This is a genomic window from Metabacillus sediminilitoris, assembly GCF_009720625.1.
Classification (GTDB): domain Bacteria; phylum Bacillota; class Bacilli; order Bacillales; family Bacillaceae; genus Metabacillus; species Metabacillus sediminilitoris.
This window is the reverse complement of sequence record NZ_CP046266.1, coordinates 1,309,054-1,323,200: the sequence shown is the minus strand read 5'-3', so window position 1 is coordinate 1,323,200 and position 14,147 is coordinate 1,309,054. Positions and strand designations below refer to the sequence as shown.

The 14,147-nt window shown below is 37.1% G+C and carries 13 protein-coding genes; all 13 read right to left on the bottom strand.

The window, feature by feature from the left end:
* Positions 1-12 precede the first annotated feature (12 nt).
* Entirely contained in the window at positions 13-1,293 is a 1,281-nt protein-coding gene (locus tag GMB29_RS06475; RefSeq protein WP_136355452.1) for an ABC transporter substrate-binding protein, read from the bottom strand.
* 84 nt (positions 1,294-1,377) lie between these two features.
* Positions 1,378-2,454, bottom strand: coding sequence for a response regulator transcription factor (locus tag GMB29_RS06470; RefSeq protein ID WP_136355451.1), 1,077 nt, complete (start codon positions 2,452-2,454; stop codon positions 1,378-1,380).
* On the bottom strand, positions 2,429-4,213 hold the full coding sequence (locus GMB29_RS06465) for a sensor histidine kinase (RefSeq protein WP_168733890.1): 1,785 nt from the start codon (positions 4,211-4,213) through the stop codon (positions 2,429-2,431). Before GMB29_RS06465 ends, GMB29_RS06470 begins: the two co-directional genes overlap by 26 nt.
* A 301-nt stretch (positions 4,214-4,514) precedes the next feature.
* Positions 4,515-5,240, bottom strand: a complete 726-nt coding sequence (locus GMB29_RS06460) for a YwaF family protein (protein WP_136355447.1) — start codon at positions 5,238-5,240, stop codon at positions 4,515-4,517.
* A 421-nt stretch (positions 5,241-5,661) separates the two neighbouring features.
* Positions 5,662-6,315 (bottom strand): thiamine phosphate synthase, encoded by a 654-nt coding sequence (gene thiE, locus GMB29_RS06455; protein WP_136355445.1) that lies wholly within the window; start codon positions 6,313-6,315, stop codon positions 5,662-5,664.
* A 1-nt stretch (position 6,316) separates the two neighbouring features.
* Positions 6,317-7,126: a bifunctional hydroxymethylpyrimidine kinase/phosphomethylpyrimidine kinase gene (thiD, locus tag GMB29_RS06450; RefSeq protein WP_136355443.1), complete on the bottom strand. Its 810-nt coding sequence runs from the start codon at positions 7,124-7,126 to the stop codon at positions 6,317-6,319.
* Positions 7,127-7,150: 24 nt separating this feature from the next.
* Positions 7,151-7,957: a hydroxyethylthiazole kinase gene (thiM, locus tag GMB29_RS06445; protein WP_136355441.1), complete on the bottom strand. Its 807-nt coding sequence runs from the start codon at positions 7,955-7,957 to the stop codon at positions 7,151-7,153.
* A gap of 26 nt (positions 7,958-7,983) precedes the next feature.
* A complete protein-coding gene (locus GMB29_RS06440) occupies positions 7,984-8,751 on the bottom strand; it encodes an SDR family oxidoreductase (RefSeq protein ID WP_136355439.1) in 768 nt (255 codons plus the stop codon).
* Between the two features lie 13 nt (positions 8,752-8,764).
* A complete protein-coding gene (locus tag GMB29_RS06435; RefSeq protein ID WP_136355437.1) occupies positions 8,765-9,784 on the bottom strand; it encodes an ABC transporter substrate-binding protein in 1,020 nt (339 codons plus the stop codon).
* A complete protein-coding gene (locus GMB29_RS06430; RefSeq protein WP_136355435.1) occupies positions 9,781-10,536 on the bottom strand; it encodes an ABC transporter permease in 756 nt (251 codons plus the stop codon). The genes GMB29_RS06435 and GMB29_RS06430 overlap by 4 nt, the downstream gene beginning before the upstream one ends.
* The gene (locus tag GMB29_RS06425; RefSeq protein WP_136355433.1) at positions 10,533-11,279 is read right to left on the bottom strand and encodes an ABC transporter ATP-binding protein; all 747 of its coding nucleotides are present in this window, start codon (positions 11,277-11,279) and stop codon (positions 10,533-10,535) included. Before GMB29_RS06425 ends, GMB29_RS06430 begins: the two co-directional genes overlap by 4 nt.
* Positions 11,280-11,290: 11 nt before the next feature.
* Positions 11,291-12,742, bottom strand: coding sequence for an acyl-CoA reductase (locus tag GMB29_RS06420; RefSeq protein ID WP_136355431.1), 1,452 nt, complete (start codon positions 12,740-12,742; stop codon positions 11,291-11,293).
* Positions 12,739-13,821 carry a LuxE/PaaK family acyltransferase gene (locus tag GMB29_RS06415; RefSeq protein WP_136355430.1) on the bottom strand — a complete coding sequence of 361 codons (1,083 nt, stop codon included), beginning with the start codon at positions 13,819-13,821 and terminating at the stop codon, positions 12,739-12,741. The genes GMB29_RS06420 and GMB29_RS06415 overlap by 4 nt, the downstream gene beginning before the upstream one ends.
* Between the last annotated feature and the right edge of the window lie 326 nt (positions 13,822-14,147).

Genomic DNA, 14,147 nt, shown 5'->3' with positions numbered 1-14,147 from the left:
ACTATTTTGCTATTATTTGTTTACCTTGTTATAATCCTCCCAAGCGCGGTCTAGACCTTCAATAACCTCTTTTTTAGAAGCATCATCTGCATAATAGCTTTGAAGCAGCTTTTCAGATGCAGCTTTAACAGCAGAAGGAATGGCTGGATCTTGATATACTTTCCCTTCAGCAACATAATTCATTGATTCTTCTAACCAAGGATACGTATCAAACGTATGAATTTCAGAAATTGGGTTGAACCCTAGACTTTCATAAAAGGCACTAGAATCTTCATCATCTAAAATATAATTCACAAAATCTTTTGCAACATCTTTCACTTTACTTTCTTTCGAAACGGCTAGTGATGTTGATGCACCTAGATTAATAAGCGTCGCATTTTCATCATCGTTGATCGGCATCGGTGCCACACCAAAGTTCATGTTTTCATTTGTAGCTAACATAGATTCTGCCATCCATGGTCCTTGAACCCACATTGCCGCCTCACCACTTGCAAATGCTGCGGCCCCTTGATCTTGACCTACCTCAAATGGACGATCTGTTCCATGTGCATGAACAAGGTCAATAATGTCAAACATACCATCTAAATCTCCAAAAGTTCCTTTACCAGCATTCATATTTTCAATAAACCCTTTATTTGTTGTGCTTTCAAGAGCACCTACTGTTAATGGAAGGAATAACTGCGGAATATATGAATCTTTATAAGCTCTAATAAAAGGCGTAATTCCTTTATCTTCAAGTGTTTTTACAACCGCTTTCATTTCTGTTAACGTTTTAGGAACTTCAATACCGTTTTCTTCGAATATATCTTTATTGTATAAAAAGCCCCATTGAAGAGTTTCAAGTGGAACAGCAAGCACTCTATCCTCTCTTGTGACCATCGGAGCAACTGTATCATACAGCTTTTCTGCAAATGGTTCACCTGTTAAGTCCTCTAAATATCCAGCTTTATCATATACAGGTAGATCATTTATCGCATGAATCGCAAATACATCTGGACTATCTCCTGAAGCAAGACGTGTTTTCAATAGTTGATCAGCCTCATTCACACTTGGAAGTTCTAGCTTAACTGTCACATCTAGCCCATTTTCTTCTTTTTGCTTTTTAACGAATTGATCAATGTAACTTTCATATTGCTCTTTAAATCTAGGTTGTCCAATAAATACTTTCAATTCGACTTTCTTTCCATTTTCCCCACTTGCATCACCTGAAGAACTGGTACCCCCTGCATTACAACCAGCTAGTAATCCAATAAATAAAATGGAAGAAATTAATATTGTAAGCGCTTTTTTCATTTTCAACTCCCCTTTCTGCTACTATCATAATCTGTTTTTTTTATTTCTTAAATTGAAAATATTAACGCTTACATTTGTACTATTTTAATTATTTCGAATTTTCCCAGGTGAGGATCCATAGTACTTTTTAAATACCCGATAAAAATAAGAAACATCATCATACCCAATCATTGCGGCTATTGTTTTATATTGTAAGGTAGTAGACATGATAAGTTCTTTTGCTTTTTCCATCCGCGATGAAATAATATACTCCGTTACATTACACCCATACCTTTTTTTAAAGGCAGTCGTTAAATATTCCTTGCTGACAAAATACTTTTTTGCGATTATTTCGAGTGACATATTTGGTGAAGAAAAATATTCATCTACGTATTGCTTAATATCATCCAAATTGATTTTTGATTTTTGCTTCCTAATTTCATCAATTTTCAAAATGACTTTTTTACCAATTTCTAATTGATTCATTAATTCTGTTTCAAGTGAGGAATTAGTTTGATAACTGAGCTGTCTCAAATCCAGACCAATATCCTCAAGTTTTAGCTTGTGTTCTTTTATCATTTCCTCCAGTTGCAAAAAGAACAATTGATGAAGATGTCCAATAAGCGAAAAATCACTTTTTAGCTCATCACCTATATTCGCAAGCAATTTTGCCATGCTGCTAGAAAGTTGTGCAGCGTTTAATTCTTTAAACGAGTATGCTAAAGTTTGACGAAATGGTTCAATCAGACTTTCAACCTCCGGTCGCTTCAGAATAAAAAATTGATACCCGATTTGCTGCTGTTCCTTTTTCCTCTTTTCATGTAAAGCTTTTTTCAATGCTTCATTCAATTCGTTTTCATCGACAGGCTTTGGTAAATACTCAATCACCCCTGACTTAATGGCTTGTCTTGTATAGATAAAATCTTGATAACCACTTAGGACGATGGCAGGAATTTCAGGATAGTCTCTTTTTAAAACTTCTAACAATTTAATTCCATCTATTCCAGGCATTTTCATATCTGTAATAATAAAATCAGGACGTACAGACTTGATAGACTTAATCGCCTCTGCTCCATTCGTTGCCTCAATTATTTGTGTAATTTCCAAAGAATCAAACTCTATTAGTGCCTTTACTGTTTCTCTTGTCCAACTTTCATCATCTACGATTAATAAAGTATTCATTGAGTTCACTTCCTTTTTGATAAGGCATCCTTAAAATGATCTTCGTATACTCTGATTCCTTACTAAAGATTTCAATTCCATATTCTCTTCCAAAATAAAGTTTAATTCGACTATCGACATTTTTTAATCCTATACTTCTATTCTGTGACTCTATGTTGGATGATATTTTTCCCCTTAATTTTTCTAACACTTGTATTGGCATTCCCACTCCATTATCTTCAATGATAATTTCGACTTCATCAAATACTTTTTGGATGTCAATCTTCAAATGTCCTTTTTCAATTTGTGACTCAAATCCATGTTTAAATGAGTTTTCTATAATTGGTTGAAGTGTCAAAAGTGGAATGATTGCCTCATTTACAGCTTCATCAACAAATAAGTGGATGGAAATATTGTCTCCGAATCTAACTTTTTGAATATACAGATAATTATTCAAGTGATTTACTTCTTCTTTCATATAAACGAGGTCGCCTCGTTTATTCGTGATATACCGAAACATGAATGCAAGCTTCTGTGTCATCGCATAAATATCTTTTGCATTTCTCTTCAATGCCATCCCTGAAATAACTTGAAGTGTGTTGAATAGAAAGTGTGGATTAATTTGTGATTGCAGAGCGAGAAATTGTGCATCACGATTTTCCATTTCACGTTTATAGTCCTTTTCAATCAACTCTTTAATCCTATTAATCATTTCTTTATATTTTCGATTTAAATGTCCAATTTCATCTGAACGGCTCGTATCTATTTCAACACTAAAATTATTTTCCTCCACGTGCTCCATCTTTCTTGATAAAGCAACGATCGGTTTTGCAACTTGATTAGACACGATTATCGATAGAATTATTGTTAAGAAGATCGAAATAAGAAGAATTGCGATTCCAGTTTGACCGATATACACTGCCCCTACCATCATCACTTCCTCTGGCACCACTTTCAACAAAATAATTTGTTCATTCATCAATTCCTGAAAAAAATAATAATCTTTGTCCTTAGTAAAATACTTGGTTCCTTTTGGTGTGTTTAATTTTGTTGAAATATCTTCACTTATCTTGATTGATTGATCGTTTTCTATTGGCGTATAAAGCTGATTTCCATGATTATCAAGCAATAAGATAGATTCCTGTTCATTGCTTTGCAATTTCTCAGCGATATGTTCCATAAAAGAAAATGAAACTTGCATTTCTAGCTTACCAACCAATTTCTGATCTTCAAATCGATAAATATTACGTGCTAGTGTAAAGCTATTTGTCTCCGGATCAACCTTAAAGATCGCAGCTTTTGCCTCATTATTTTTCGCTTCATCATATTCATTTTCAATATAAAAATCTTTGTTTTCAACTTTGTAAAAGCGACGATCTCCATAAGAAACTAACTTGACCGATAAAATATCTTCGTCACCATTATATAACCCAAATAGCTTATCTTTTATATAGGACTGGGTATTAAAAACATTTGTCGCACTAATATTATCCATTGTTGTAATACTTGGTACGAGCTTATCATCTACAAGAGCCGAAAATAAAAAGTCATTATACCAATTTAATTGCTCTTCTATATAACTATTTGAAAGCTCCATTCGTGAAAGATTTGAGCTAATTTCCGAAGACTCAACAGCACCTCTGGAAATATGTGTCGAAATCAGCATAAAAATAAGTAAAGGAACCATCATGACAAGAAGCAAAGTTCCCATTAATTTTCGCTGCATGCTCTCAACAATATATTTATTAAAATAATGTTTGAATCTACTTCGTATGTGCATGTTCATTCTCCTTAGAACAAATGAATTAGTAAGGAAAGATAAATGAATCTAGTTTGTTTATATTTTAAGGTTAATTCATTTTCAGTCAATATAAATATTCCTAACAGATAAAATAAACACCCAACAAAAAAAGCTATAATCCCTTTATTCATTAGGGTTTATAACTTTAAATTTATCGATGTCCTGTGAAGGATGAACCCCCGACTTCTACCGAGATAATTGAAACCAATAGAATTTTTAGACTATCTTCGAACAATCGTCTTCTAGCCATTTCTTCTACAACTGGCAAGGTAATCGCAGTTTACTTTCTATCCATTTCCCTTTTTAGCCAAAACGGACTATACAGAAGGTAAAAGGTCACAATCATTATGATCTCTAGAGAAATAAGATACCACGGCCATGGCCCCAGAACATCTAAAAGAGAAGCGTTTCCAGGTTTTTTCATGATGTAGAGGTAGTTTGCCCCCAACCACTTATTAAGAAAAAATATACAAATGGCATAAAGGTTGACAAGAAGCACGGTCATCCACATGGAACGAATCGTCGGCCGATATTTAAAGGCAAAAACCATAAACAAACAGGCAAGCACCACTCCACCATGAGAAACAAAAAACTCAATATATCGAAAATGAGGAAACGAATACCGACCAAGATCAGGTGTTAGGACGGCTTGAATAGAACTGCCTAAACCGGCAAAATACATAAATTGAAAAAGTCGGAAGCTACCCGTTAGTAGCATGACGATAGCAAGAATGACAGCAAGGTCACTAAGATGCAGTGGCAAAGCCTTTTTAAACGACCAAGTATTCTTACTTACAAGCCATATATGATAACTAGCATCAGAAGCCAATAAGAGAAGTGCTAGAGAGAGTCGAATTATTCTTCTTTTCTCCTGCTTCTGAATCTCCTCTCTAAAGATAAACAGAAGAATACCAAGAACTAAAATGATTGCGATTGTTATGAGGTGCTCCCTTGAAAAAAGACGAAACGGCTCTAGTTTTGAGTGAAATTGAAAAAATGTTTGCATCTAAATCTCCAATTCCAAAGCTGATTTTTAATCGGGCTATCTATTTTAGGTAAAAAACTGATTCATTTTTTTATTATTAAGAATAATAGAAGGTTTTATGTACCAAAACAAAATAGAATTTTAAAGATTATTATTTAACGGGGGAATTGTCATACATAATCGAATAAATGTTTCTTCAATTCCTTGAAAGGAAAACCCAAAAAAGCTCCAATCCTTTTCAACAAAGAAATTGAAGCTTCTATCTCTGATGACCTGTGAGGGACTTGAACCCCCGACCCCTTTGCTGTGTAAAATCAGGTCAACAATATATAGGGGCAAAAAAATCTGTGTCATTCAATATAAATGGAAAGCATTTGTGGAAGATAATCGGCTATTTAAAATTTTTTAACGATATCATTAACAAAACAGAAATGTGAAAAAACTAAATCGAAATTGAATTTATTAATTTACTAGCATTTTCCCTTGGATCATTAGCCAAGCTAATGTCTGTAATCACGGCAATACCATCTGCACCACTTTTTATAATAGGTGAAGCATTTTCTGATGTAATTCCCCCGATTCCTACTATTGGTATCTCAATGCCTTTGCTTCGAACTTCCGCTATAAGAGTTGTTCCCTGAGCTGACTTTGCATCTTCTTTCGTTGTTGTTGAGTAGATAGGTCCAATTCCCACATAATCTGCACCTTCAGCAATTGCTTTTTCAACCTCTTCAAGATTATGAGTGGAAACGCCGAGAATTTTATTTCCGATCTTGCGTCTCACCATTTCAGCTGATTCATCATCCTGCCCAATATGAACACCGTCTGCATCGAGTAAAAGGGCTAGCTCAACATCATCGTTAACTATAAAAGGAACATTGTTTTCTTTGCAAATAGTTTGTAATTTTTTTGCAAATTGATATTTTTCATCTCCTGTATAGGCACTCGTTCCTTTTTCGCGAAACTGAAAAAGTGTAATTCCACCTTTCAGCGCTAGTTCTAATACATGAGTAGGTTCCTGTTGGCAATTATTACTGCCCATAATGAAATAGACTTTTAACAAATTCCGCATTTGTTCGATTGAAATTCTTGACAATCTATTTCACTCCTCTTTGTCGTTTTTGATAAGCCCAATGATTTGTAGGACCATGACCGCTTCCAATCTCTAAGTCATCTTCAATCGCTGCTTGTATAAAACGTTTTGCTGTTTCAACCGCATGTTTGACTGATTTTCCCTTTGCCAATTCTGCAGTCACTGCTGCAGCAAAGGTACAGCCTGTACCATGTGTATTCTTGGTTACCATTCGTTTCCCTTTAAAATAGGTGAATTCTACGCCGTCATATAAAATGTCAACCAACTCTTCTTCCCTTCCATGACCGCCTTTCATGACAACATGTTTGGCCCCTAGTTGATGCAATCGTTTCGCTGCTTCTAGACGATCATCTATCGTATCAATACTCATATCTGCTAGTACTTCTGCCTCCGGAATATTTGGTGTGATGACCATTGCTAAAGGAAGCAGATGTTTTTTCAGCGCTGCAATTGCTTCATTTTGCAGCAATGAAGCTCCCCCTTTTGCAATCATGACTGGATCAACAACAATATTTTCCCATTTAAATCTTATGATACATTCGGAAACAGCTTGTATGATTTCACTACTAAACAACATACCGGTTTTTACTGCATCTGCTCCAAGGTCTGTGCCTATTGCCTCAATTTGCTTAACGACTGCCTCGACTGATAAAGGGTATACCCCATGAACACCAAGTGTGTTTTGCGCTGTGACAGCTGTAATGGCTGACATTCCAAAAACGTTTAACTCCTGAAATGTTTTTAAATCAGCCTGAATACCCGCACCGCCTCCACTATCAGATCCTGCAATTGTCAATGCTTTGCCTATCGTCATAATCTCTATCTCCTTACACATTTTTTACAGTTTTTCAACATTCGCATTTGTTTGTATTTCTTCAGGTGAAATTGTTGCTAATTTGTTTAATAATTGGATTTGGAAGCTGCCTGGTCCTTCTTCTGCTGTTTGTTTTGCCGCTGTTTCAGCTGTTACTCCATATGCAGCTAAAGCTGAAACCGAAGCTACTAACAAATCCTTTTCAACAGCTGCAAAAGCTCCTATGATCGAGCTTAATAAACAGCCAGCTCCTGTTACTTTTGTCAAAATCGGATGGCCATTGTGGACAAGATATGTTGTTTCTCCATCTGTAATCACGTCATCTTTTCCAGTAATAACAACAACAGTATTTAGTTTTCTTGCAGCAATTTGCGCTAATTCAACGATGTTACCAGTCCCTTCACCTGCATCTACACCCTTAATCGTCCATTCTTCACCAATCACATTGGCAACTTCTGCTGCATTTCCTCTTAAAATGGAGATCTTTACCTCCTTTACGATTCGGTGTGATGTTTCTGTTCGATAAGGAGTAGCACCGGCACCAACAGGATCAAAAATAACAGGTACACCATGTTCATTTGCTGATTTCCCTGCAATGATCATCGCCTCGATTTCGTCAGGTGAGAGTGTTCCGATATTTAAGACAAGGGCACCAGCTATTTTAGCCATATCTGCCACTTCTTCTTTTGCATACGCCATAACAGGTGATGCACCTAATGCTAATAGTCCATTCGCCGTAAAATTTGTTACGACAACATTTGTAATATTGTGTACAAGTGGATTGATCTTTCTAACATTTTCTAACGTTTTGACTAATTGTATTGTTTCCATATCATTCATGTCCCTTCTGGTGCGTTTTACTTCATGACAAGACCGCCGTCTACATATAACGTCTGACCGGTCATAAATCTGCTCCAATCTGAAGCTAAAAATAAAACAGGTCCTTCGATATCACTTGGGGAAGCAAGTCTTCTTAATGGTGTTTGCGAGATAATCATTTCTTTTACTTCCTCTTTTGTGTTACGGCTTGCATCTGTTGGATAGACAAGTCCTGGCGCCACACAATTAACACGTATTCCAAAAGAACCCAGTTCTGCCGCTAAATTTTTACTATAGCCAGCAAGAGCTGATTTAGCGGTTGTATAGTCTGGATACGGAACAATTGGGCGTTCGACTAAGTTACTTACTATGTTGATAATGCTTCCTTGTACTTGTTTTTTCATTGCAGGTACGACAGCTTGGCATACATAATGGGTGGAGCGGAGGGCACCATCTATTTGCTCCTGGTAATCCTCCCAAGATAATTGCCACGCCAATTTCCGTTGATCAGGATTAAATGTATATGGCTTAAACGCATTGTTTACGACAACGTCAATTTTTCCTGTTTCTAAAAGGATTTCATCGACCATATCCTTCACAGATTGCTCCTGGGTGACATCTGCTTGAATAGCCCACGAATCACCACCAAGCTCTATACAAGCTGAAACAACATTTTCGGCAGCGGTTTGATTTTGCAGATAATTAACAACAACAGTAGCCCCTTCTCGAGCAAAGCCTCTGGCTAGAGATGCACCAATTCCGCGGCTTGATCCAGTGACAAGTACAACTTTGTTTTGAAATTTCATTTGATATCTCCTGTTATTTTTTCGGAATGAGTTCTTCTGTGACAATTTCATCCATGTTTAATCTGTTTTTAACCAAACCTAATCTTTGATATGTATCTGCAGCCTTTTGCAGGACATCGATGTCAAATGAACCTAATCCTTTTTCATCTGTTGCAGACGAGACACTTGATGCATTTCGCATCTTAATTATCTCTAAATTGTTTGCTTGATCTTTACCATCTATTGCAACATTTACGGCTAAGGATGCTGCTTCATCCGGATTGTTCAACATCCATTCTGCACTATTTTTATAACCTGTTAAAAAGCTTTGTAAAAGCTCTTTTTTCTCTTGATACGTTTCCTCTGTTACGACAAAAACATCACTTGGAAAGTTTAGAAAATCCTTAACCTCCATAACATTCACTTCTCCGAGACCTTTTTGTTTACCAGTATATAATCCCGTATCTGTTGCAGCAGTAGCGTCAACTTGTCCTTGCATAAGTGGAGCAAAATTCAAAATGCCTGTTTCAACGATTTTCACATCATCTTCCGTTAAGCCAGCCTCATGCAATAACACTAATAAATTTTGTCTCGTTCCACTTGAAAGGCTATAGACACCAATTGTTTTTCCCTTTAAATCCTCTGGTTTTGTCATATTTTTTTCTTTTAAAGACACAATGTTAAAAACATTCTGGGGATAAACATTGTAAATCACGCGTAGCTTTTCGCCTTTATCCAGGGCAAAAAATAACGAGCCTGGATCAGTAAACGCAATATCAGCCTGTCCAGACAGAATATTTTTGATGGCATCCCCTCCACCTGCTCCAGGAATAAAGCTCATGTTTAACCCCTGTTCTTTGAAAAATCCCTTTTCTTCCTCTACAAGTAAGTTTGTTTGTTCTGTAATTGGTTGACTCCAGCTGGCAACACGAATGGCTTCCACGGCCTCTTCTTTTTCCTTTGCATCCTCTTGTGTTGGTTCAGTAGAACCTTGATTACATGCTGTTAACATCGCTAACAGTAAGACTAATAAAACCTTTATCATTGCTTTCATCTTTTTCTCTCCTTCTGCATCGGCTTTAGAAGCCATCTTTCTAGTAAACGAACTGCCTCATAAAGAACCATCCCTAACGCAGTAAGCAAAATAAGGACGGCAAACATTAGTGGTGTGTCCATCATTCCTTGTGAAGCAATGATCATCGCCCCTAAGCCTTCACTGCCACCTATAAACTCACCAACAACAGCTCCGACAACTGCTAAGATAACAGCTACACGAAATCCCGCCAAAATACCAGGTAAGCCTGCAGGAAGTTTAAGATGAATTAATGTTTGCCATCTTGTAGCATTCAAAACGCGAAATAACTCTTTTTTATTTGAATCAGTCTGTTGAATGGAGGTAATCGTATTCTCCATTAATGGAAAAAAGCAGATAAGAGCTGTAATGACTACTTTAGACGGCATTCCAAACCCAAACCATAAAATAAATAAAGGGGCTAACGCAAGCTTTGGAACAGCCTGACTAGCAATTACATAGGGAAGGAGAATTCGTCTTAAAATCTCAATTTCTCCCATTATAATACCAGCAAGCATTCCTAAAAGGGTCCCAATCAAAAGCCCTAAAACAACTTCTGAAGCTGTACGATAAATATGAGGTAAAAAATAGCCACTCACCAATCCGTCCCAAAGTACAGTTAACACAACCGAAGGTGCAGGTAATACGAGCTCTGACATGGTGCTTGCTACAAGCTCCCAAACAATCATAATTAAAATGAACAGGACAAAAGAATAAAGATGATATTTTTTCATACTCTGCCTCCATTCATGGCTTCCCGCACCTTTAGGCAATACTCATTAAACGATGAACTATATCGTTCAGCAGCACGACGCGGCTTTAATAGAGACACATTTATATCGTAAGTAATTTCCCCTGCCTTCATCACAGCAACATGATCTGATAAATACACTGCCTCAGATATGTCATGGGTAATAAATAACACGGTCATTTTTTGATGCTGACAAAGTGTTAATAAATCATCCTGTAACTCTTCCCTTGTAATGGCATCTAAAGCAGCAAAGGGTTCGTCCAAAAATAACATCGAAGGATTTTTAACCAAAGCACGTGCAATGGCAACTCTGCTTTTTTGTCCACCCGACAGTTCAGCTGGATAATGATGATCATAATCATTCAGTTTCATCATCCTTAATAACGTCCTTGCTCGTTCACGCTCTTCCTTTGTCGGTTTTCTTTTAAGCGAGATTGGCAGGAGGACATTATCAATCACTGTTTTCCATTCCAACAAAGTAGGTGACTGAAAAACAAAGCCAATTTCAGTTGAAGGTCTCACTACTTTCTCATTTCCTAAATAAACGGCTCCTTTGTTAGGATGCAGAAGTCCTGATGCCATTTTTAATAGTGTTGTTTTTCCGCAACCACTTTTACCTAATAAACTATGAAATTCCCCTTTTTTGATCTCCCATGACGTATCATTGATAATTGTTTTTTCCCCTTCGTAACTATACGTTACTTTGTCAATGATTAAAAAACTCATGTTGTCATCTCCTAATCTACATATGAGGCCAAACTTTCTGCATACTCCTCTGCACTATGTTCAATATCAACCATGTTCACCAAATCTAGTAAATTAAAGCGCCCATCATGATGCCAGCCTGCTTCTGGGGAAGTCATATGTCCAAGAGCTGTAATTCGTGTGACTCCCGCTGCTCCTAATAATTCAGCCATTTGAAATAGCTCATTTGGTGAAGCTGCGATTCCGACCGTTTGGAGGTACGTCCGATATGCTTCAATATTTGGAAGGACGTCAATAAGCTCGTCTACTTCAACAACTTTAATTACCCTATTTAAGCAGCTTGGTGTTAGTTCACCTTCATTTCCGCCAAATACAACCGTCCACGAACCGTTTTGTTCCCCTAGTACTTCCTTTTCCTGCTTTGTAAACAAGCTCATCTCTTCTTTTTGTCTCCATTCAGCAAGACTTACTCCTTCTTCAATGGATAGAGTTCTGCGGGGATATCTTTGTTCAAAATTCTCTAATTCATGTGCTAAATATCTAGCAAACTCTCTCGGAGATACATTTCCACCCTTTTGCACATAAAACAAATGGGGGGAGTAACAACCTTGCTGATCATATCGAATCACATCGTATGCGGCATCCCGAACCGTTTTCCATGCTTTACGCGAGTCAAGACTGATCTTTGAAACAATTCCAAAGCTGATTTTATGCCCAAAGGGAAGGAAACGAGTTGTAATGGGCACACGACTTTTTATCGATTCCAATGATTGATTGCCACCATAAGCTAGAACGATATCTGCTTGTTGAAACAGCTGTCTTTCCTTTTCTTCATCCCCGCCTTTCCACCAAATAACTGCTAAACAATCTGCCAGCCTTGGTTCTGTTTCCACGATCATGTTTGCAAACCAGCCGGCAAATAAGGGTTCAGCACTCGGTACTTTTCCGATTGTCCCGGATTTCACTAAAAGATTCGATATTAAGCTCCAAAGGGGGAGAGCAGGAACATTCCCTGACCATATTTGCACAGTCAAATTTGCCCCTACAGCCTTAGAGAATCCTCTTTTCGTTCTTGGCTGAAAATCATCAAGAAGCAAAGGGTTGCCAAAATCCTCAACAAGAAAACGCTGCAAGTTCTGCTTGCGAAATGTTTTTAAATAATTGGTTAAACCAATTCTAATTAATTCTTCATCATAGCCTGTCACAATAGGTAACAGTTTTTCAGCTTTTTGACGATAAGGATTTGTGCGATCTAGAAGCTGCTCGATTACCCTATCAATAATTTGGATAATTTCGGTTACTGTTAGTGACTTAAGAATGTTTGCACTTGCCTGTTTTATTACTGCTATCACGTCATCGAGCTGTTGTTTTGATAATACTGGAACTTGTATGTCTAGCTTTTCTGACTTTCCTTCAAAAGTTAAGGTTCTATATTCAAGTTCTCCCTCTTGGAATCTAGGGAGATAGCCTGCTATTTCTTTCATTGAGAAGGCTCCTTTGCCGCAGCAATGAACTCATCAACAGCAATTGAGCACCCTTTTGCTTCTGCTCCTTGAACTCTGCCCAATAAAAGAAAACCTTCCTCATTTTCCATTCCGAGATCCTCTGTTAAAATCGTTGTAACAGAATTATAGTTTGCTAAGTCACAATGCACGAGAACTCCCTTTTCCCCATTAGGAACTTCTTCCCCTGTCAATGGATTTATTACTCTCGTTCGAATCCAATGTGGACCTGATTTTACAGATGGAACCATGGCATTGCCATCATCATAAAATTGTGTACTCAGTTCGGTCATCCCATACATGTTGATGCAGTGCGATTTTTCAACACCTAATAACGTTGATAAAGTTGTATAAAAAGTCTCTAAATCTAGTTCCTTTGATTTATTTTTAAAGCCGCCAGTATCTAGAATTCTACTTCCGGCTGGTAAACGGAATGATCTGCCTCGCGCTTGTAATTCTTCAAATAAATGAACAAAGCTAAATGATGCACCAAGGAGGGCAAGGGGATTTCCTGTTTCTTCAGCTTGTTCAAGTTCTAGTAACAATGAATCAACTTGCAAGCCCTTTTCATTTACAAAATAGTGACTATCATTTGTCCCACATTCTTTAAACGCCAATGCTAGATAATGAGATAAAGATGAATTAGGCATTTCCTCTTCAGTTGGAAAGAGTATCCCCATTTTCATTCGTTCATGACCATTCATAAAGCGTTCTCGGAAATTTTTCAACATGGAATGGTTGTACACGTCTAACGTTGGATGATAATGCTTTCCTCTTATTCCTTTTGTTGTACCACTCGTCATAAACACATCTTCTGCGTTTTCTGGATCTTCACAGCTTAGGGTGAGCTCCTTAAATGCATTAATCGGTACTGCAGGGATATCCTTCCATGACTTGACCATTCTCGGTGTTTTTCCTTTTTGTCGACAATACATTTGGAATGGAATGTTATGTTTGTATTGATATCGGAATAACTGTAATGCTTGATCATTAAAAGCATCTTCTGTATGGTCGTCATTTTTAATAAATTCAAGTACTCGTTTTACGATTTCTTGTGTCAATTTTCTAACCCTCTCTTTTGAATATTTCTAAGTTGGATAAGGCTGTTTTTACCAAGATAACTAAATTTTCTCCTGCTATTTTGAACAACAATAAGGGCACGAAGATATCAATTTATCATTTGCTGAATACAAAAAGAGCACTCTGCTGGTACGCAAAGTGCTCATAGTTTCCCTAATCACATTCCCTACGCTGGCATTATCCAACAGGTTATCACGGTCAGCAACAGAATAGTTGCAATCTCAGCCAGTTTCCACTAGCACCCGAAAAAATCAATTTACACGTAGTTTACTTAATTAAAGGAAAAAAAACAAGGGATTTACTTTAC